Raw genomic sequence first — 19,019 nt, forward strand, 5'->3', positions numbered from 1 at the left:
CAGGAGCTGGGTGTGCCTGGGACGACTGGGTTTGTGTGCAGCCGGTGAGTCAAGCAAGCGCTTGCTAGGCTGTTCGCGTGGCATCGAGACGGAGCGAGACGACATCTGCCGGCCCGTCCAGCGAGGGTACCCGGGTCTCGCGACGCGATGAACTGCTCGCCGTCGCGAGCGGGTTGTTCGCCGAACGCGGGCTGCGCACCACCACGGTGCGCGACATCGCCGACGCCGCCGGGATTCTGTCGGGGAGTCTCTATCACCATTTCGACTCCAAGGAGACGATGGTCGACGAGATCCTCCAGGGGTTTCTTGATTCACTGTTCGAGAACTATCGCAAGGTCGTGGCAGCAGGCCTGCCCGCCCGGGAGACGCTGACCAGTCTGGTCACCGTCTCTTTCGAGAGCATCGACCGTGATCACTCGGCGGTGGCGATCTACCAGGACGAGGCGAAGCGACTGTCCGGCCAGGACCGGTTCGCCTACATCCGCGAACGAAACGTCGAGTTCCGCGCTCTGTGGAGCGACGTACTCAACAGCGGCGTCGCCGACGGCAGCTTTCGCGAGGATCTCGACACCGAACTCGTCTACCGATTCATGCGCGATACCGTCTGGGTCGCGGTGCGCTGGTATCGGCCGGGCGGCGAGATGACCGCCCAGCAGGTCGCAGACCAGTATCTGAGCGTCGTACTCGACGGCATCATTCCCCGCTGACCCCCGATTTTGGTGGGTTTCGGCGACGTTGACCTGCGGAAATGCTCGCCAGAACCCACCATTTCCGGGTGTTGGGGGCCGCAGTGGCAAGGTGTGCCCATGATGTTGTTACGGGTGGTCTCGCCTGCCGAGCACACGCAATCGATCGCAGACCTGCTCGCCGACGACACCGCGGTCAGTAACGTCGCAGTTCATCGAGGCGTCTCGGTGAAGCCTGCAGGCGACATCATCGAGGCAGACATCGCACGAGAAGGCGTCAACGAGATCGTCGATGTCCTCTTGCGCATGGACATCCACAAATCCGGGACCATCCAGCTCACCGATGTCCCGACGTGGATGTCCCAGAAAGGCTTCGAGGCCGATCTCGTCACGCCCGGGGCCAGCGCAGACGCCGTGGTCTGGAGCGAGGTCACCCAGACCGCGTACGAGGACTCCGAATTCAACTGGACCTTCGTCAGTTTCATGTTCCTGGCCACGGTGCTGGTGGCCATCGCCATCCTGCTGAACTCGACGATCCTGCTCATCGGGGCGATGGTCCTCGGGCCCGAATTCGGCGCGGTCGCCGCGCTCGGTGTGGCACTGGTGCGCCGCCGCGCCACACTGCTGCGACGGGCCGCGGCCACGCTCGCCGGAGGCTTCGTGATCGCGATTGCAGCCACCACCGTCCTGGCGCTCGTCGCGCGGGCACTGGGATGGATCACGGTGGTCGACGTGGTCGAATCCCGCCCGGACACCGAGTTCATCTACTCCCCGGACAAGTGGTCGTTCATCGTCGCAGTGCTCGCCGGGGCCGCCGGCGTCCTGTCCGTGACCTCGGCGAAGCTGGGCGGGCTGTCAGGAGTGTTCATCTCCGTGACGACGATTCCCGCGGCAGGCAACGTCGCACTCGGTCTCGCCTTCGGGCTCCGGGACACCGTCGTCGGAAGCGCTCTGCAACTGCTTCTCAATCTCGCGGGTATGGCGGTCGCGGGGTGGCTGACCCTGGCATTGCAGCAGGCGAGTTGGGGCCGGGCCTCGGCCTATCGTGCCAAACTCCTCAGAAACCGCCCGACGCGAGGACGGCCCGACCTCTAGCCAATGGCCGGCGGAGTGCTCACAGCTTCCCGAGGCGCTCCAACCGGTTCCACGCCTGCGTCATGATCGACTGGATGAGGTCGTCGCAGCTGGGCAGGTCGTCGATCATCCCGACCACCTGACCTGAGGCGAGAACGCCGGCGTCGGTGTTGCCCTCGACCAGGCCGGCGCGCAGCAGCATCGGGGTGTTGCCGGCCATGATGATCTGCTGCCACGTCCGTTCGCCGGACTTGCGCATGGTGCGGCCGTCCTTGAGCATCGTCGACCACTTCATGCCGGTCAGCTGCTTGAACTTGTTGGCGTTGTTTGCCGCAGCCGCCAGAGCTGTTGCGCTGTTGCCCGATTCGAGTTTGTCCACGAGTTCTGTCCGCAGTACCCGGTGCGGCATCCCGTCGACTTTCGTGGAGACGACGGTGTCCCCGAGGCCGCGCGCGATGTATTCCTTCTTGACGGCGTCGGGCACCGCGCTGTCCGACGTCAGCAGGAATCGGGTCCCCATCGCGACACCTTCGGCGCCGTAGGACAGGGCTGCGACGAGCCCGCGCCCGTCGAAGAAGCCGCCGGCAGCCACGACTGGAATGCCTTCTGGACCAAGCGCATCGAGCACGCTCGGCAGCAGCAGGGTGGTTGCGACCGGCCCGGTGTGGCCGCCGCCCTCGCCGCCTTGGACGATCACCGCGTCCGCACCCCAGGAGGCAACCTTGACCGCGTGCTTCGCCGCCCCGATCGACGGGATGACGACGATGCCGTGGTCTTTCAGCTTGGCGATGAGCTCAGGCTTGGGTGCCAGTGCAAACGATGCGACCTTGACCTTTTCGCGGATCAGCAGATCGATTCGCTCGGGTGCGTCGGTGGCATCGGCACGAAGGTTGACGCCGAATGGTTTGTCCGTCAACGTCTTCGTCTTGGTGATGGCCGTCTCGAGCTCGGGATAGGTCATCGTGGCCGACGCCAGGATGCCGAGGCCGCCGGCGTTCGACGTCGCCGAGGTCAGCGAGGGGCCCGACACCCAGCCCATCCCGGTCTGCACGATCGGATACTTGATCCCGACCAAGTCCGTGAAACGCGTGGCGAGCGCGGGCGCGGGTTGCGGGGTGGTCACTTGGTCGCCTCCACCGGCTTGACTTCTCTCTCCCGCAAGCCTTTCGGGTCGATGACCTCGCGGATGAGCCGGAGTTCCTCGGCAGAGGGGAGGCGGGTCACCCCCGCGGTCTCGAGTTCCGCGACCTCGAAGCCGGTGTTGTCCGCGACCTCGTCCGCCTCGACCCCCGGATGCAGGCTCAAGGCGCGCATCGTGTGACCCGGACCCCCGAAGTCGAAGACGCCGAGGTTGGTCACCACTCGGTAGATGTTGAGGTATTTGTAGGCGGGGTTCTCCGGATCGACCTTGTCGTAACCAACCCCGGACACCACGTCCACCACACCGCCGAACACCCGTGAGGAGTGTTTGGCGACCCAGTAGCTCGTCGGATGGTTGATGGTGTTGCCCGGTGCGCCGCGTGAGCCGAACATCTGGCGCGTCGGTTGCTGCAGTGGACCGAAGGCCGACAGGTTCTGGTTGCCGTAGCGGTCAATCTGGTTGGCGCCCATCACCACATGGCGTCGGCCGGAGGCGACGACGTCGAAGACCTTCCGGAACGGCATGTAGCCCTCGATGGCTCCGGACTTTCCCACGGCGGGGGTGTCGGCGAAGATCAGGGCCTCACCGTCGGTGATCAGCAGGTCGGGCTCAGTGGTCAGGCGCGCCAGCCGGACTCCGATGAGGGGTGTGGTGGCCATCGGTGATGCCATGGTCTCGCCGGCGCCGGCGAAGATCTCGGCGCACGCGATCACACAGCTCTCTGCGCGGGTGACGTCTGCGGCCTGGGGTTCGCTCATTTTCCCGACTCCTTCGCGTTGGTCGCCTGTTCGGTGGCCCATGTGCTGATCTCGCTCTGGTACTGCGCTTCGTCGACGGTGAGGAAGCGGTCGGAGAAGGCCTGCCACGCCTCGGGGGTCTTGGCCGACTCCGCGTAGAACCGCTGGAATGCTTCGTCCCGGCCGTAGTCGCCCGCGAAGGTGAAATGGGCGCCGTTCGGGGTGTGCACCACGCGGTCGACGTTGAGCCGGTTGAGCAACACCCGTTGCAGCGGCACAGATTCGATCAGTTCCTCGGTGGAGACCAGGCGATCGGTCTCGAGATACCGGCGCTTGGCGGCCCCGCAGTAGAGATCGTCGAAATAGGGGTCGACTCCGGTGTAGGCGGCGTTGCCGTGCTTGTCGGCAAGGTCGAGGTGCACGAACGCGGCGTCGAGGTTGAGGGCGGGCATCGCGATGAGGGTCTGGTGCCTACCGTCTTCGTCGGGATAGGGCGAAGTGACCGTGGACAATTCACCGTCCCAGAAGTTCGGCACATCGGAGCCGAGGCCGGCGCGGATCGGCAAGAACGGCAGTCGGGCGGCGGCGGCCTCGAGCCCGCACTTGACCATGCCCTCGTCCATCTCACGGACCGTGATCGCGCCGGAGGTGCGGGCGGCGGCGAACCATGGGTCGTAGAACGGTGGTGAGTCCAGTGAGACGAACCCGTAGTAGGCCTTGCTGACCTTGCCTGCGGCACAGAGCAATCCGAGGTCGGGTCCGCCGTAGGTGACCACGGTCAGGTCCGTCACCTCCGACCGGGCAAGGGCTCTCACCAGCGCCATCGGTTTGCGGCGTGAACCCCAGCCGCCGATGCCGATGGTCATGCCGCTCTCGATCTCGCCGATGACGTCGTCGAGCGTGCTCGTCTTGTCCTTCGCCATTGTTATTCCGACCCTCCGCCGCTGTGTGAACTCTGTTGAGGTGAACTCGTCTTGGGCTTGCCGGTCTCGACGAAGGCGTCGCGGTGCTCGTCGGCGACACCGGCGAGGTTGAGCTCGAATGTGAAGCCCTGCTCGAAGCGGTAACTCGATTTCACGTCGACGGGATCGATGCCGTTGAACGCTTCCTTGGCAGCCCGGATGACCCTGGTGTCCTTGGCCGCAATCTTGCGGGCGATCTCCAGCGCAGCGGCGTCGAGCTGCTCGCGTGGGACCACCTTCTGTACCGACCCGAAGTGCTCGAGCTGCTGGGCGGTGACGTTCTGAGCGGTGTAATACAGGGCGCGCATCGTGTGCTGGGGGACGAGTCGCGACAGATGGGTGGCTGCTCCGAGGGCACCACGATCGACTTCGGGGAGTCCGAAGACCGCGTCGTCAGAGGCAACGATGATGTCGGCGTTTCCGACGAGGCCGACCCCGCCCCCCACGCAGAAGCCGTTGACCGCCGCGATGACCGGGACAGCGCAGTCGTACACCCCGGAGAAGGCGACGGCGCATCCGCGGTTGGCGGCGATGAGCGCTCCGTAGCCCTCGGTCGCCTGCATCTCCTTGATGTCGACGCCGGCGTTGAAGCCCCTGCCCTCGGCCCGCAGGATCACCACGTGGGTGTTCGGGTCGCGTCCGGCCGCGAGTATCGCTTCCCCCAATTCGAACCAGGCGGCCGACGGAAGGGCGTTGACCGGCGGAAAGTCGACAGTGACCGCGACGATCCCTGGTTCGACGGTGGATGTGGTGATGGGCATCGATGCTCCTCGCGTACCGTACGTCTGTAGACCAACCAAGCAATTGCTTGGTACTTTAACACCCTTGTGGTCATGACAGATGGGGCAGTGGATGGACTTGGGATTGTCGGGGCAGGTGGTGCTCGTGACCGGAGGCGTGCGCGGAGTCGGCGCGGGTATCAGTGCGGTCCTGACGGAGCTGGGTGCGACGGTGGTCGCCTGCGCAAGGCGGCCCGCCGACGAGGGATCGCCGGCGCCCTATGCCGAGTTCGTCAGCTGCGACATCCGTGACGCCGACGCGGTGACCGCCATGATCAAGCAGGTGGTGGAGCAGCACGGCCGGCTCAGTGGTGTCGTGAACAATGCCGGTGGTGCGCCGTTCGCGATGGCGGCGGACGCCTCGCCGCGCTTTCATTCGAAGATCGTGGAACTCAACCTGCTCGCTCCGCTGATCATCGCGCAGGCTGCCAACAAGGTCATGCAGCAACAGGACTCCGGCGGCTCGATCGTGAACGTGTCCAGCATGTCCGGGCGCAGGCCGTCGCCGGGAACGGCGGGCTACGGTGCTGCCAAGGCGGGGCTCGACTCACTGACCGGGTCGCTGGCTGTGGAGTGGGCTCCGCGGGTGCGGGTCAATTCCGTGGTCGCGGGTGCGGTACGCACCGAGCTCGCGGACATGTTCTACGGCGACGACGACGGCGTAGCAGCCGTGGCGCGGACCATCCCGATGGGTCGCCTGGCGCTTCCCGAGGACGTCGGCAACGCTGTGGCATTCCTGTTGTCCCCGTTGGCTTCCTACATGACCGGATCGACGATGGAAGTCCACGGCGGCGGCGAACGCCTCGCCTTCTGGGACGTCGGATCCAACGAGATCCCCAGCTGATCAGCGGGCGCAGAACTCATGACGACATCGACAAACCGAAGGAGCTGATTTGATGAGTGGAATCGTGGCCGGCCGAGTGGTCATCGTGACAGGGGCGGGCCGGGGCATCGGCCGTGAGCACGCACTGGCATTCGCGGCCGAGGGCGCCAAGGTCGTTGTGAACGACATCGGGGCCGGTTTGGACGGCTCGAATACCGGCGAGAGCCCTGCCGAGCAGGTGGTGGCGGAGATCAAGGCAGCGGGCGGCGAGGCCGTGGTCAACGGCGACGACGTCGCCAGCTGGGCCGGCGCCGAAAACCTGATACGGACAGCAATCGATTCCTTTGGAGCGCTGGACATCCTGGTCAACAATGCCGGATTCCTCCGCGACAAGATGCTCGTCTCGATGAGTGAAGAGGACTGGGACAACGTGATCCGGGTCCACCTGAAGGGACACTTCGCGACCTTGCGGCACGCCGCCGCATACTGGCGGGCCGAATCGAAGGCCGGCAATCCGAGGCAGGCGCGGGTGATCAACACGTCCTCTGGCGCTGGGTTGTACGGCTCTGTCGGACAGGGAAACTACTCCGCGGCGAAGGCTGCCATCGCGGAACTGACGATTCAGGCGGCAGCCGAGATGAAAGCATATGGTGTGGCGGTGAATGCCATCGCGCCGTCGGCCCGGACCCGGATGACCACCAGTTCCGGCGACGCGATGGCCGCGCAGATGGCCGCACCCGAGGACGGTTCGTTCGACGCGATGGACCCGGCGAACATCTCGCCGCTGGTGGTCTGGCTCGGCTCGGTCGAAGCCGGCTCGGTCAGCGGAAGGGTCTTCGAGGTCGAGGGCGGCACGGTGTCGGTGACCGATGGTTGGCAGCGAAGCGTCAAACGCGACAAAGGTGCTCGGTGGGACCCGGCCGAACTCGGGCCTGTGGTCGAGGAGATCCTGGCACAGGCCCCGACCCCGATGCCGGTGTACGGCGCACGATAAAAGGGCAGGCACGATAGAAGGGCAGGCACGATAGAGGGCAGGCACGATAGAAGGGCACACACGATAGAAGGGGCAGGCACGATGAGCACGGATACCGACCTGATCGCCGCGGCGAAAGCCTACGTCGACGCCCTGGTCAGTCACGATCCGTCGGCAGTGCCGTTCCATCCGGACTGCGTGCGCATCGAGATGGGCGCCAAGACCGGACGTAGCGGCGATCACCTGACGCGCAGTCTGGCCAGGGGGCCGCAGTACCGCGTCATCCACAGGATCAGTGACTTCAGCCCGCGTGTCGAGGGGCCGGTGGTGTACGTGAGTTTCTATGTGCACGTGCAGCCGAAGCCGTTGAAATTGGCCGCCAGGGTGACCGAGAGTTTCGAGTTCGACGATGACGGCAGGATCGTCAAGATCATCGCGAAGTTCGGCATCCCACGGCGCCGGCCCACCTAGCCCCCCAGCCGCGCCGGATATACGAAGACGATCCACCTAGAGGTGGATCGTCTTCGTATGAATGGATCGTTTCCGGGTCAGGAACCGGGCGCGCGGATGACCAGGGGGACACCGGGGAAGTAGGCGGCCAGTTCGGACCGCGAACGACGCAGGGCTGAAGTGCCGTAGCCCTTCTTGCGATGCTCGGGAGCGATCCAGATCCGAACGTGGACCTCACCGTCGGATAGTTCACCGAACACGAGTCCGATCTTGTCCGACCCTTCGGTGGCTACCAGCCAGACGGCCTCTTCGGCGTGCATCCGGCTGTTGGCGGCCGAGATCTCATCGGCGATTCCCGAAGCGGGAGAACCGCTCCCGTCGCCGGCGGCACCCACGTCGGAGGTCCGCTTCTCGAAGATGTCGGCATCGGCGTCGGTGAACTGGCGCAGCGTAAGGGTCTCGGACGTGCTGGCCGGGCGCTCGGTCTGCGTGAACGTCAGCTGTGAGTTGAGATCCTCGAGCTCGGCAGCATTCTCGCGCCGCGCCGTGACAGTCAAGCGGTCGAAGGACATCCCCAGGACGGCCTCGGCACCGATCGCAGGGACCGAGAGCAGGGTGGCGATGGAGTTGATGGCCGACGCGCGGTCCTCGGCCTCCACGATCGCGTCGAGGACTTCGTGGCGCCGTTCGAAGGCGGCTTCGAGGGCGGCAGTGATGTCGCGGCGCGTCGCCGCACGGTCTGGAGCAGTCATGCAGCCAAGTCTATTGCGAATGCCTCCGGGTGGTCGGCTGACCCCGGTAAAGCTCACCCGACTTTCATCGGGTGGTTCTGCGACCCGACTCGGAACGTCAGCGGGGTCGTTCCGTCCCATATCTCGGCGGCCACCGAACCGGTGGCGCCCACGGGGATGGTCACCGCCCCGTTGGTGCGGGCGATGTGGTCGGCGATGGTGTCGCTGCGTTTGACATCGACGTGCAGTGACCCCGGGAGACCGATGCCTGTGAGTCCGAATGTGTAGTCACCGTCGGTGTCTCGGCCGACCGAAACCGTGCTGCCGGGCAGGAGGTTCAGGCCGGTTCCCTCGGCAGCCACGGACCAGTCCGCTTCCTCGCTCGCGACCGTCAGCCGTGGAGAGACCGGGAACGAACTCGCCAGGGCGACGCGGCGTTGATCCTTGTCTACCGACACGGTGGCGGTGGCGGCCGGGAGGATCACCAGATCGTCCACCTCGTTGATCCAGCCGTCGCCGATGATGGAGACGTCCACGTCTGCGGCCGGCCCGATCGGCACACCACCGATGGTCAGTTCGAACGCGGTCGCCGCCGGGACCCGGTACAACTCGCTTCGCCGGGTGTTGGAGTAGTCGAGTCGCTCGAGTCCGGCGACAGGTCCGCCGCCGGGGCGGGTGATCGTCAGATCCCAGTCCGCCGCGTCGGCGGCGGGCTTGGCGGCGGTGTCCTTCACCAGGATCAGGACGGAATCGTCGCCGACGTCATGGCATACCGGGCATTCGTGGACCTGTGTCATCTGCGACAGCGGAAACAGGATCATCGGATTGGTCGGTGACCCGAGATAAAGGGCACTCGGCTCAGCCGGATTCAGCGCCGTCGTGTAATACCACGTGTTCGCCCCGGGGTCGGTGACGACCATTTTTTCTTCGCCCGGATAGTTGTTGTCATAAACGACGATTCCGATCCGCCCGTCGCCCAGGTCGCGCAGGGCGGTGGGGGTTATCGCATGCCCGCCGGTGTCGCTCATGATGGCCAGCAGATAATCGTCTCCGGCGGCCCATGCGCTCTGGATCTTTGTGAGGGTGTCGGCCACGGAAGACTTCGTGGAGGCGCCGGCAGTCGGGAGGGCGCCCTGCGAATTGAAGTACCTGGAGATCAAACCGTCGAGTTGATCCGACGGGCCGACGTCATAGAGGCTCTGGCCCGCGGGAACGTATCCGGACTTGTCGAGACCGCCGGTGTAGAAGAGGCCGGCAACGGCGGCCATCCCGAAGCAGTGCCCTCCGTCGGAGCCTTCATTCGAATCTCTTTCCAGCACTTCGCCGGTGGCGGTCAGCACGCATGCTCCGTCAACGATGCGGGCGCAGATACGATCTCCGTAGAGCGATTGCATGGCGGCCGGTGTCATGCTGCGACGATGCGACTCGTCCGGTGGGCCCCAGTTCGCGAAGGAGAAACCGTCCCGTTTGGCCTCGAAGCCACTGTCCGCGATCAGTGTTCCCGACGTCGGGTCGAGCGCCACGTAAGAGCCAGGGTTTTCTGGCTGTTCCGGTTGTTCCAGCGACCCTGTGTCAGGGAGGTCGATGAGCGGCGCCGCGCCCGCACTCACCGGAAATGCGAGCAGAATTGCCGCAACGAGCATCGATATATAGCGCTTTCGCACTACGCCTCCTCAGGCCGCGTGATCACAGGGGGTGGACAGGCACCCTCCGAATCGAACGCCCGACGGGATTGGTGAAATGTCCGCTTTGCAGAATAAGTTAGCTTATCGCACGACAAATTGCACCGGCTGCTCGAAATTGCTCGCCGGCGAACTTTTCGGCGCCCTGAAAAGAGCGTTGGTCGGTGCGTGTGATAGGTCCGTGATATGCGAATGCGACGCACACCGGGTCGAGCTACCCGGCTGCGCGTCCGACCTGAACGACCTTCTGTGAACCGTTCGGCACCCGCCAGGACTGGCCGTACCGCTGGCCTGATCGCGGGTCGTCGCGATTGTTGACGAAATACCAATCCATCTGGGTCGCAGCGTCGGTCACCGTGAGCACCGCGTAACCGTGAGCATCGGTGTCGACCCAGCGCAGGTGTCGGTTCACGTTTGTCAGCGCCGCCGCCGCGACGTTGCCCACCGTGTATTCCGGTGCCCCGACGAGATCGTCGACGTTGCTCGACGTCACCGACGGCGTCACCAACTCGGTGCCCACCGTGCCGGCCCCCGGGTAGTTGGCGGGGTCGTTCGGCAGGTCGCACGCGAACGACATGTGGATGTCGCCGGTGATGAAGACCGTGTTCTGGATGTTGTTGTCGCGCAACGCCTGATAAAGGCGCCGGCGGTCGGCGGTGTAGCCGTCCCACGGGTCCGAGCTGAGCGGGATGCCGGCGCTGGGCACGCCGAGCAGATCGGTGAGGGCGGCGGTGGTGCGGGGTTCCAACGGTGGGATCAGGATGGGGCTGATCATCACCGGGTTGCCGACGATCTTCCACCGGGTCGGCGACGACACGACACCGTTGGTCAGCCAGGACATCTGGGCGGCACCGGTGATGGTGGCCGCGGGATTGTCGGCAGCGTTCGAGGTCGTGCCCGGTTGTTCGGTCCGATAGGTCCGCAGGTCGAGCATCGACAATTCGAGCAGGTTGCCGTACCGCAACCTGCGATAGAGGTGCCTGCCTCCGGCATCGGGAACCGGACGCACGGGCATCCACTCGTAGTAGGCCTGTTCCGCGGCGGCCTTGCGGGCCGGCCAATCCCCCTCGGCGGCACTGTGGTTCTCCGCGCCGGAGGCCCAGGCGTCGTTGGCGGCCTCGTGATCGTCCCAGGTGCAGATCCAGGGCAGGTCTCGGTGGGCCAACTGTAGATCGGGATCGGTCTTGTACTGGGCGTGCCTAATCCGGTAATCCGCCACGGAGATGATCTCGTGCGCCGGTTCGTGGCGTCGGACCGGACCGTTCTTGCCGGTGTATTCGCCGATTCCGTACTCGTAGATGTAGTCGCCGAGGTGCACGATCGCGTCGAGATCCGGCTGCGCGGCCAGGTGCCGGTACGCGCCGAAATACCCGGCTTCCCAGTTGGCGCAGGACACCACCCCGAACCGGACCCGGGCGACCTCTGCCGCCGTGTCGGGCGCGGTCTTCGTGCGACCGACCGGCGAGACGGTGCCCGCGGCGGGACCGTCGACGACATGGAACCGGTAGTGATAACCGGTGTTCGGGCTCAACCCGCCGGCGTCAACCTTCACCGTCAGGTCGCTTCCGGTATCGGTGGTCGTGGTGCCCGAGGACACCACCGACCCGAAGCCCGGATCGGTCGCCACTTCCCAGCGGATCGTCGTCGCGCCGCCGCGGCCCGATCCTGCGGTGGCGTCTGCCGTCGGCGTCACTCGGGTCCACAGGATGACGCGATCGGGCAGGGGATCGCCGGAGGCGATGCCGTGGCGGAACACCTCCGACGGGGGTGCGGGCGCTGCCGCGGCACCACCGGCATAGACCGTTCCGAGGACGCCGACGGTACCGATGGCGGCACCGCCGAGAAAGGCGCGACGTGACGGCTGGGTCCAGGATGGCTGTGGGACCGGCTCAGGGCGGGAGTCTGGATTAGATGTCATTGCGCATCGAATCCTGGCATACCCGGTGGCCTCGGGTGCACCGACCGGTGACCTTCGCGAAGAATTCTTGTCGTCGCTGCGATGAACTCTTCACTCGGTAGCCTTCAGCGCGGCTCGCAGATGATCACCGGGATCTTGCGGTCCGTCCACGCCTTGTACTGGTCGAAGTCGGCGTACACCTCGACGAGTTTGGGCCACAGACGTTCCCGCTCGGCGTCGTCGGCTTCGCGCGCCCGCATCACCGATGTCTTCTTGCCCTCCTGGATGCTCACGTCGGGGTTGGCGGTGATGTTGAGATACCACGCCGGGTTGGATGCCATCCCGCCCTGGGAGGCCACGACCACCACGTTCGCGCCGTCCCGGAGAAAGAGCAGCGGCACGGTGCGTGGCTTGCCGGACTTGCGGCCGATGGTGGTCAGGAGGATCACCGGCACCGGATCCTTGAATCCCGCCCCGACGCGCCACTTGGCGCCCACCTTGCCCCCGGTGAGTTTGTAGATCTTCGTGTTCACCCGTGACGACAGTTTGACGATCGTGCTGACCGCCTTGGAGTTGAGGGCCTTGGGTGGTTCCTGGGTCGGCACCGGGCCTCAGATCCGCTCGATGATGGTGCCGCTCGAGAGCGCGCCGCCGGCGCACATGGTGATGAGGGCGGTCGACTTGTCCGACCGCTCCAGCTCGTGCAGCGCGGTGGTGATGAGCCGGGAACCGGTGGATCCCACGGGGTGCCCGATGGCGATGGCGCCGCCGTTGACGTTGACTTTGTCCATGTCGGGATTATGCACCGACGCCCACGACAGCAGCACGGAGGCGAACGCTTCGTTGACCTCGAACAGGTCGATGTCGGAGATGCTCATCCCGGACTTGGCGAGCACCCGCTCGGTGGCCTGCACGGGTCCGTCCAAGTGGTAATACGGTTCGGCGCCGACCAGAGCCTGTGAGACGAAACGCGCACGGGGCCGCAGGCCCAGAGCCTTGGCCTTGTCCTCGTCCATGATCAGCACCGCGGCAGCGCCGTCGGAGACCTGCGAGGAGGTGCCGGCCGTGTGGATACCGCCCTCGATGACGGGTTTGAGCTTTGCCAGAGATTCCAGGCTGGTCTCGCGTAGACCCTGGTCGCGGACGACGTCGAGGATGTTGCCGGTCAGTTCACCCTCTTTCGTGCGTTCTGGGGCCTTGAGCGAGAACACCTCGCGGTCGTAGCGGCCCTCGTCCCACGCTTGTCTGGCCAGCCGCTGGCTTCGTTCGCCGAGGGCGTCGACGTCTTCGCGGGTGATGCCGCGACGGGTCGCGATGCGCTCGGCCGCCTCGAACTGGTTGGGCATGTCGATGTCCCAGGATTCGGGCCGCCGCAATCCGGCGTTCTCGACCATCACATTGGCGCCGAGGGGCACCGTCGTCATCGATTCCACACCGCAGGCGATGCCGACGTCGATCGTGCCGGAGGCGATCAGGCCCGCGATCAGGTGGTTGGCCTGCTGTGCGGACCCGCACTGGCAATCGATCGTGGTGGCACCGGTCTGCCAGGGCAGGCCCGCGTGGAGCCAGGCGGTGCGCGTGACGTTGTTCGACTGTGCACCCACCTGCATCACGCAGCCACCGATCACCTGCTCGATCTCAGCGGGGTCGATCCCCGCCCGCTCGATCACCGCCTTCTGCGCCGCGCCAAGGAGTTCCGCCGGATGCAGGCCCGACAGCCACCCCGCTCGCTTGCCGATCGGAGTGCGGGTGGCCTCGACTATCACCGGTTTTCCCATGTCAATCCCTTCGAGTGCGTTGATGTGCAGAATTCGAAACTAGAACAAGTTGCCAACTGGACACAAGTCCTATTGCAGCAGGTAGTAGCCATTGTTCAGCATTGTGCTCTACCATCGAACTAGAACACGTTCATGTCTAGCATTTAGGTGGTTGCAATGACGCAGGCCGAGAAGGTGTGCCCGTTCGCAGAGGGTTTCGATTTCACCAGCCCTGACCTGTTGGAACAAGGGATCCCGGTGACGGAATTCGCAGAGCTGCGAAAGACGTCGCCGGTCTGGTGGAATGCCCAAGCCGAGGGTAAAGGCGGTGGCTTTTCCGACGGCGGTTACTGGGTCGTCAGCAAGCACGAGGATGTGCGTGCGATCTCGAAGAACAACGACAACTGGTCCACCAACGAAAACGGTGTGATCATGCGGTTCGACGACGCGATGACGTCTGAGCAGCTCGACATCACGAAGGCTCTGCTGATCAACCACGATCCGCCCGAGCACACCCGTCTGCGCAAGCTGATCTCGAAGCTGTTCACGCCCAAGGCGGTGCATGCGATCGAAGAGAAGCTCGAGGATGCGGCACAGAAGATCGTCAAGGATGCCGCGGCAAAGGGCAACGGAGACTTCGTCGAAGACGTCGCGATCAATCTGCCGCTGATGGCCATCGCCGACCTGCTCGGCGTTCCCGAGGACGACCGGGAGAAGCTGTACCACTGGTCGAACAACATGATGAACGCCGATGACCCGGAGTTCAACGAGGTCGATGACGAATCCGGACTGACCCCGGCGCAGCTGTCGTCCGCCGAGATCCTCGGCTACGCATACACGATGGCCGAGGAACGCAAGAAGTGTCCGGCCGACGACATCGTCACCGCTCTGGTCAACGCCGACATCGACGGACAATCGCTCGACGAGATCGAGTTCGGTTACTTCGTGATCCTGCTGACCGTCGCCGGCAACGAGACCACCCGTAACGCCATCAGCCACGGCATGAATGCGTTCCTCGACAATCCGGACCAGTGGGAGCTCTTCAAGCGTGATCGACCGGCCACCACCGCGGACGAGATCGTCCGCTGGGCCACCCCGGTCAACGCGTTCCAACGTACTGCCCGTCATGATCTGGTCCTCGGTGGCCAGGAGATCAAGAAGGGCCAGCGCGTCGGGATGTTCTACGGATCGGCCAACTTCGACGAGGACGTCTTCGATAAGCCCTTCGAGTTCAACATCCTGCGCGATCCCAACCCGCACGTCGGCTTCGGTGGCCATGGCGCCCACTACTGCGTCGGCGCCAACCTGGCCCGCATGGAGATCAACCTGATCTTCAACGCGATCGCCGATCACATGCCCGACATCACCAAGCTGGCGGAGCCCCGCCGGCTCCGGCATGGCTGGATCAACGGAGTCAAGGAGCTGTCGGTCAACTACGGCGGCTAGACACACGAGAAAGCCCCCCGTCCGAAAGGATGGGGGGCTTCTTCGTGTCCCGAAAATGGTGGGTTCTGGTGAGCGTCACATGGGGAAATACTCGCCAAAACCCACCAAGATCGGGGCTCGGGCTAGGCCTTGCGGACGGAGTTGATCGTCTTCTCGACTTCCCAGAACGCCCGCAGCGCAGTCAGTTTGCCGTCGTCGTTCGCGCGGTACGTGAACACTCCACGGGCCTCCGAGATGTGGCCGTGGATGTGGGTGATGATCTTGCCGATGTAGGCGACCTCGTTGCCGCAGATGATCTCTTCGTCGAAGGCGAACTCGATCTGCTCGGTGGTCCCGATCGACAGGTCCCAGAAGTCGCTGATGCGATCGTGCCCGGTGAACCCGATGCCTTCTTCGTCGAACATCGACGGGCCGACCGGGTCTTGGACGATGCCGTCCTCGGCGAAGAGATTGACCCAGGCCGCCTTGTTCCTCGACCCCACGTACTCGCGGGACAGACGTCCGGCGACAACCGCGGGATTGTTGGCCCGGTCGATGTTCATGTAGGCGGGTTCTGCTTTGGTCATGACCTGATCCGATCGGTGGGTGGTTGTGTCGGCCGGCTCAATGGGTGGGCTTGTCGGAGCCCACGAGCCACATCGAGAAGTACTGTGAGCCGCCACCATACGCGTGGCCGAGAGCCTTCCGGGCATCTTTGACCTGATGATCGCCGGCTTTGCCCTGTACCTGGATGGCCGCCTCGGCGAACCGGATCATGCCCGATGCGCCGATCGGATTCGATGACAGCACACCACCCGACGCGTTGACGGGCAGCTTGCCCCCGATGGCGGTCTCACCGGACTCTGTCAGCTTCCAGCCCTCGCCCTCCGCCGCGAACCCGAGGTTTTCGAGCCACATCGGCTCGAACCACGAGAACGGGACATAGATCTCGGCGGTGTCGATCTCCTCGAGTGGGTTGGAGATGCCGCCGGCCTTCCACAGGGCGGCGGCGGCGTCGCGGCCGGCCTGCGGGCTGACGGTGTCGCGATGGGAGTAGGCCAGTGGTTCGGTCCGCATTGCCGACGCATGGATCCAGGCGACCGGAATCCCCCTGGAGACAGCGTCATCCGAGGTCTCCTCATCGGCGATGACCACCGCGCACGCCCCGTCGGACGACGGGCAGGTCTCGTCGTAGCGGATCGGATCCCAGAGCATCTGCGAGGCCATCACGCTGTCGACGGTGATGTCGGGCTGATGCAGATGGGCCAGAGGGTTCAGGGCGCCGTTCTGCCGATCCTTCGCCGCGACGATGGCGCCGATGTGGTCGGGGGCACCGGTACGCCGGATGTACGACCGGATATGAGGTGCGAAGAAGCCGCCCGCTCCGGCACCGACCGGCATCGTGAACGGGACCGGGATCGACAACGCCCACATGGCATTCGACTCCGACTGCTTTTCCCAGGCGATGGCGAGGACGCGGCGGTGCACACCCGAGGTCACCAGCGACGCGGCGACGTTCGCGGTCGATCCACCGACCGAGCCGGCGGTGTGGACGCGGATGAGCCGCTTGCCCTCGGCGCCGAGGGACTGTGCCTGCGCGAGTTCGGGCATCATGGTGCCCTCGAAGAGGTCGGGCGCCTTGCCGATGACGATGGCATCGATGTCGTCCATCGACACCTGCGCGTCGATCAGCGCCTTGTCGATGGCTTCGCGGCACAATCCGGCCATCGAGACGTCATGGCGTTTGGCAACATACTTGGTCTGGCCGGTGCCGAGCACCGCCGCGCGATAGCGCCCCATCAGTTCTTGCCTTCCAGTTTCACAACCATGTTCTGCTGCAACAGCGGACCGCTGGTCGCATGCGCGAGCGCGGTGCCGGCGTCGCCGTTCAGGATCGCGGTGGCGGCGAAGCCGATGCGCTCGAGTCCGGCGGAGAACAGCGGATTGGCCGCCAGCGCGCCGCCCGACGGATTGATGATCACCGAATCGTCGAGACCGAGTTCGGATTTGAGTATCAGCTCTTGGTGGGTGTAGGGCGCGTGTAGTTCGGCCACGTCCACCTTGCGGTCGGTGCCGAGCACCGTGTCACCGGCGAGCTTGGTCGACGGCGACTTCGTGAGGTCGCGGGCCCCGAAGTTGGGGGTGTCGATCCGGTGATCCCAGCCCGTGATCCAGGCGGGATTGGCGACGAGTTCGCGTGCCCTGTGTTCACTGGCCAGGATGATCGCCGCGGCGCCGTCGGTGTACCGGCAGGTGTCGTGGGCGCGAAGGGGATTGGCCACGTAGTCGCTGCGCAGCAGGTCCTCCGCGGATGCGTCGGAACCACGGGCGGCGACCGCGGCCATGTCGGCTTCGGTCCAGGCCCCGGAGTCGATTCCGGCACGGGCCTGCAGCGCCGCCAGCGACCGGGCGTCCGGCCAGAGCGGCGCGACGGTGTGGGGGTCGGTCTGCAGGGTCAGCACCTGATCGGTGTTGGACGCCGATGGCTTGCCGAAGCCGTAGGCGAGCGCGACATCGACCTCACCGGTGGCGATCTTGACCCACGCCTCGTAGAGGGCCCAGGCGGCGTCCATCTCGACGTGCGACTCGTTGATCGGCGGGACGGCGCCGATGGAGTCGATCGCGGAGATGAACGAGAAGGCCCGGCCGGCAAGGTAGTCCGACGATCCCGAGCACCAGAAGTCGATGTCGGTGCGGACGATGCCGAGGTCGGCGTAGAGCTTCTGGAAGCAGGGGACCAGCATCTCGACACCGTTGGTGGTGCCCCAGGTCGCATCGACGTGTGGACTGTGTGCGAATCCGATGACCGCGATGGGCGGGATCTCGCGATGGGTACTGGTCACAGGTGATCCTTGTACGAGTCGTAATCGGCGTCGGGTTCGCCCGACGGACGGAAATGGCTGATGTTGCGCAGCGTGTGGTCCCACTCCTCGCGCGGTCGCCAGACCGCTTCGACCCGCAGGCCCATGTGCACGTCTGCTGCCTCGACGTCGAGGATCAGGTGCAGGAACGGGATGTCGGAGCCGTCGAGCAGCACGTAGGCGGCCACGTAGGGCGGCTTGATCTGCTGGCCGAGGAACGGCACGTTGACGATGCAGAACGTGGTGACCACGCCCTTGTCGGAGACCTCGACGCGTTCACCGGTCGGGTTGCCGTCGGTGGGGTCGGCGCCGCGGGGTGGGAAATAGACCGGGGCATCGGGTCCGGTCCGGCCGCCGTACAGTTTGCCCTCCTTGAGGCCCTGCAGGTACCAGGTCTCCTCGACGGACGCGGTGTGGTCGATCGTCAGTCCGAGCGGGGTGGTGATCATGATCCCGTCGGTGTCGGACGGCTCGTTGGTCCGAGGGGCCGCGGGTTCCGGGTCTCCGCCCAGTGCGAAGTGGTCGATGTCGTCGATGCGTCCGGTGCGATCGGTCTTCCACACCGCGTGGACGCGGGCCCCGGTGCTCAGCGCGTCGGGGCCGTCGGCGGCGACCGCATGTAGGAGGCTGGTGCCGGCGCCGTCGAGTTCGATGAGAGCCCACGCGAAGGGTTGCGAGAGTGGCTGGCCCTCAATCGGTTCGGCCATCCAACTCCACGACTTGATGGTGCCCACCTCGGACACCTCGACGAAGTCGTCGATCTGGGCGCGGGTGACGGGATCGAACTCGACGGGAGGGACGTATACGGTGCCGTCCGCGCTGCGTCCACCGATGATCTTGCCGTCGAGCAGGCCTCGGGCGAAGCGCCCGAGGACCGGTCCGAGCGACCGTGTGTAATCAAAGGCGTTGTGCAGTGGCGCGGACAGGACCGGATCGTCCGGGTCCTCGATCGGTGCGACTACGGCTGCGAATCCTGCGGATATCTGGCTGACGCTCACAGAATCGAGTAGAACAGGTTCTAGATTTGTTCGCAAGGACTTG

General features: G+C 65.2%; 19 protein-coding genes. 6 read left to right on the forward strand and 13 right to left on the reverse strand.

The window, feature by feature from the left end; all coding sequences use genetic code 11:
• Window positions 1-77: 77 nt before the first annotated feature.
• Together BH683_RS15645 and BH683_RS15650 are read left to right on the forward strand one after the other, a co-directional pair.
• Window positions 78-707: a TetR/AcrR family transcriptional regulator gene (locus tag BH683_RS15645; protein WP_084837192.1), complete on the forward strand. Its 630-nt coding sequence runs from the start codon at window positions 78-80 to the stop codon at window positions 705-707.
• A 99-nt stretch (window positions 708-806) separates the two neighbouring features.
• A complete protein-coding gene (locus tag BH683_RS15650; protein WP_084837193.1) occupies window positions 807-1,781 on the forward strand; it encodes a DUF389 domain-containing protein in 975 nt (324 codons plus the stop codon).
• Between the two features lie 19 nt (window positions 1,782-1,800).
• Here BH683_RS15650 and BH683_RS15655 read toward each other — a convergent pair whose 3' ends face one another.
• From BH683_RS15655 to echA20, 4 genes are read right to left on the reverse strand one after another with little or no spacing between them, the layout of a single operon-like run.
• Window positions 1,801-2,883: a nitronate monooxygenase gene (locus BH683_RS15655; RefSeq protein WP_084837194.1), complete on the reverse strand. Its 1,083-nt coding sequence runs from the start codon at window positions 2,881-2,883 to the stop codon at window positions 1,801-1,803.
• Complete coding sequence (locus BH683_RS15660) at window positions 2,880-3,659, reverse strand: CoA-transferase (RefSeq protein WP_084837195.1); 780 nt, start codon at window positions 3,657-3,659, stop codon at window positions 2,880-2,882. The genes BH683_RS15655 and BH683_RS15660 overlap by 4 nt, the downstream gene beginning before the upstream one ends.
• Window positions 3,656-4,561, reverse strand: coding sequence for a CoA-transferase (locus BH683_RS15665; RefSeq protein ID WP_084837196.1), 906 nt, complete (start codon window positions 4,559-4,561; stop codon window positions 3,656-3,658). The genes BH683_RS15660 and BH683_RS15665 overlap by 4 nt, the downstream gene beginning before the upstream one ends.
• Before the next feature lie 2 nt (window positions 4,562-4,563).
• Window positions 4,564-5,361 carry a (7aS)-7a-methyl-1,5-dioxo-2,3,5,6,7,7a-hexahydro-1H-indene-carboxyl-CoA hydrolase gene (gene echA20 / locus BH683_RS15670; RefSeq protein WP_084837197.1) on the reverse strand — a complete coding sequence of 266 codons (798 nt, stop codon included), beginning with the start codon at window positions 5,359-5,361 and terminating at the stop codon, window positions 4,564-4,566.
• 91 nt (window positions 5,362-5,452) lie between these two features.
• Here echA20 and BH683_RS15675 point away from each other — a divergent pair, with 91 nt between their 5' ends.
• The 3 genes from BH683_RS15675 (at window position 5,453) to BH683_RS15685 (ending at window position 7,646) form a co-directional block, all read left to right on the forward strand.
• Window positions 5,453-6,223, forward strand: a complete 771-nt coding sequence (locus tag BH683_RS15675; protein ID WP_084837323.1) for an SDR family oxidoreductase — start codon at window positions 5,453-5,455, stop codon at window positions 6,221-6,223.
• Window positions 6,224-6,275: 52 nt separating this feature from the next.
• Window positions 6,276-7,196, forward strand: a complete 921-nt coding sequence (locus tag BH683_RS15680; protein WP_084837198.1) for an SDR family oxidoreductase — start codon at window positions 6,276-6,278, stop codon at window positions 7,194-7,196.
• A gap of 81 nt (window positions 7,197-7,277) precedes the next feature.
• Window positions 7,278-7,646 carry a nuclear transport factor 2 family protein gene (locus BH683_RS15685; protein WP_084837199.1) on the forward strand — a complete coding sequence of 123 codons (369 nt, stop codon included), beginning with the start codon at window positions 7,278-7,280 and terminating at the stop codon, window positions 7,644-7,646.
• Window positions 7,647-7,723: 77 nt separating this feature from the next.
• Here the strand turns inward: BH683_RS15685 and BH683_RS15690 are convergent, their stop codons facing one another.
• From BH683_RS15690 to BH683_RS15710, 5 genes are all read right to left on the reverse strand, one after another.
• The gene (locus BH683_RS15690) at window positions 7,724-8,377 is read right to left on the reverse strand and encodes a GNAT family N-acetyltransferase (protein ID WP_084837200.1); all 654 of its coding nucleotides are present in this window, start codon (window positions 8,375-8,377) and stop codon (window positions 7,724-7,726) included.
• Window positions 8,378-8,430: 53 nt separating this feature from the next.
• The gene (locus BH683_RS15695; protein WP_168187056.1) at window positions 8,431-10,020 is read right to left on the reverse strand and encodes a hypothetical protein; all 1,590 of its coding nucleotides are present in this window, start codon (window positions 10,018-10,020) and stop codon (window positions 8,431-8,433) included.
• A 232-nt stretch (window positions 10,021-10,252) separates the two neighbouring features.
• Window positions 10,253-11,956, reverse strand: a complete 1,704-nt coding sequence (locus BH683_RS15700) for an alkaline phosphatase D family protein (protein WP_084837201.1) — start codon at window positions 11,954-11,956, stop codon at window positions 10,253-10,255.
• Window positions 11,957-12,060: 104 nt separating this feature from the next.
• Window positions 12,061-12,540 (reverse strand): nitroreductase family deazaflavin-dependent oxidoreductase, encoded by a 480-nt coding sequence (locus BH683_RS15705; protein ID WP_084837202.1) that lies wholly within the window; start codon window positions 12,538-12,540, stop codon window positions 12,061-12,063.
• Window positions 12,541-12,546: 6 nt separating this feature from the next.
• Window positions 12,547-13,713 (reverse strand): steroid 3-ketoacyl-CoA thiolase, encoded by a 1,167-nt coding sequence (locus BH683_RS15710; protein WP_084837203.1) that lies wholly within the window; start codon window positions 13,711-13,713, stop codon window positions 12,547-12,549.
• Between the two features lie 156 nt (window positions 13,714-13,869).
• Here BH683_RS15710 and BH683_RS15715 point away from each other — a divergent pair, with 156 nt between their 5' ends.
• A complete protein-coding gene (locus BH683_RS15715; RefSeq protein WP_084837325.1) occupies window positions 13,870-15,138 on the forward strand; it encodes a cytochrome P450 in 1,269 nt (422 codons plus the stop codon).
• Window positions 15,139-15,260: 122 nt separating this feature from the next.
• Here BH683_RS15715 and BH683_RS15720 read toward each other — a convergent pair whose 3' ends face one another.
• Genes BH683_RS15720 through BH683_RS15735 form a run of 4 tightly spaced genes read right to left on the reverse strand, consistent with a single transcriptional unit; the run spans window position 15,261 to window position 18,976 of the window.
• Complete coding sequence (locus BH683_RS15720; protein WP_084837204.1) at window positions 15,261-15,704, reverse strand: nuclear transport factor 2 family protein; 444 nt, start codon at window positions 15,702-15,704, stop codon at window positions 15,261-15,263.
• A 37-nt stretch (window positions 15,705-15,741) separates the two neighbouring features.
• On the reverse strand, window positions 15,742-16,917 hold the full coding sequence (locus tag BH683_RS15725) for a thiolase domain-containing protein (protein WP_084837205.1): 1,176 nt from the start codon (window positions 16,915-16,917) through the stop codon (window positions 15,742-15,744).
• A complete protein-coding gene (locus BH683_RS15730) occupies window positions 16,917-17,960 on the reverse strand; it encodes a thiolase domain-containing protein (protein ID WP_210405226.1) in 1,044 nt (347 codons plus the stop codon). Before BH683_RS15730 ends, BH683_RS15725 begins: the two co-directional genes overlap by 1 nt.
• Window positions 17,957-18,976, reverse strand: a complete 1,020-nt coding sequence (locus tag BH683_RS15735) for an OB-fold nucleic acid binding domain-containing protein (RefSeq protein WP_084837206.1) — start codon at window positions 18,974-18,976, stop codon at window positions 17,957-17,959. The genes BH683_RS15730 and BH683_RS15735 overlap by 4 nt, the downstream gene beginning before the upstream one ends.
• Window positions 18,977-19,019: the final 43 nt, after the last annotated feature.

The organism is Williamsia sp. 1138, from assembly GCF_002095435.2.
Lineage (GTDB): Bacteria > Actinomycetota > Actinomycetes > Mycobacteriales > Mycobacteriaceae > Williamsia.

Coding starts and splice junctions, on each gene's coding strand:
- BH683_RS15650 (WP_084837193.1), top strand. CDS start 807: ATGATGTTGTTACGGGTGGTCTCGCCTGCCGAGCACACGCAATCGATC.
- BH683_RS15660 (WP_084837195.1), bottom strand. CDS start 3,659: ATGAGCGAACCCCAGGCCGCAGACGTCACCCGCGCAGAGAGCTGTGTG.
- BH683_RS15665 (WP_084837196.1), bottom strand. CDS start 4,561: ATGGCGAAGGACAAGACGAGCACGCTCGACGACGTCATCGGCGAGATC.
- echA20 (WP_084837197.1), bottom strand. CDS start 5,361: ATGCCCATCACCACATCCACCGTCGAACCAGGGATCGTCGCGGTCACT.
- BH683_RS15675 (WP_084837323.1), top strand. CDS start 5,453: ATGGACTTGGGATTGTCGGGGCAGGTGGTGCTCGTGACCGGAGGCGTG.
- BH683_RS15680 (WP_084837198.1), top strand. CDS start 6,276: ATGAGTGGAATCGTGGCCGGCCGAGTGGTCATCGTGACAGGGGCGGGC.
- BH683_RS15685 (WP_084837199.1), top strand. CDS start 7,278: ATGAGCACGGATACCGACCTGATCGCCGCGGCGAAAGCCTACGTCGAC.
- BH683_RS15690 (WP_084837200.1), bottom strand. CDS start 8,377: ATGACTGCTCCAGACCGTGCGGCGACGCGCCGCGACATCACTGCCGCC.
- BH683_RS15700 (WP_084837201.1), bottom strand. CDS start 11,956: ATGACATCTAATCCAGACTCCCGCCCTGAGCCGGTCCCACAGCCATCC.
- BH683_RS15710 (WP_084837203.1), bottom strand. CDS start 13,713: ATGGGAAAACCGGTGATAGTCGAGGCCACCCGCACTCCGATCGGCAAG.
- BH683_RS15715 (WP_084837325.1), top strand. CDS start 13,870: ATGACGCAGGCCGAGAAGGTGTGCCCGTTCGCAGAGGGTTTCGATTTC.
- BH683_RS15720 (WP_084837204.1), bottom strand. CDS start 15,704: ATGACCAAAGCAGAACCCGCCTACATGAACATCGACCGGGCCAACAAT.
- BH683_RS15725 (WP_084837205.1), bottom strand. CDS start 16,917: ATGGGGCGCTATCGCGCGGCGGTGCTCGGCACCGGCCAGACCAAGTAT.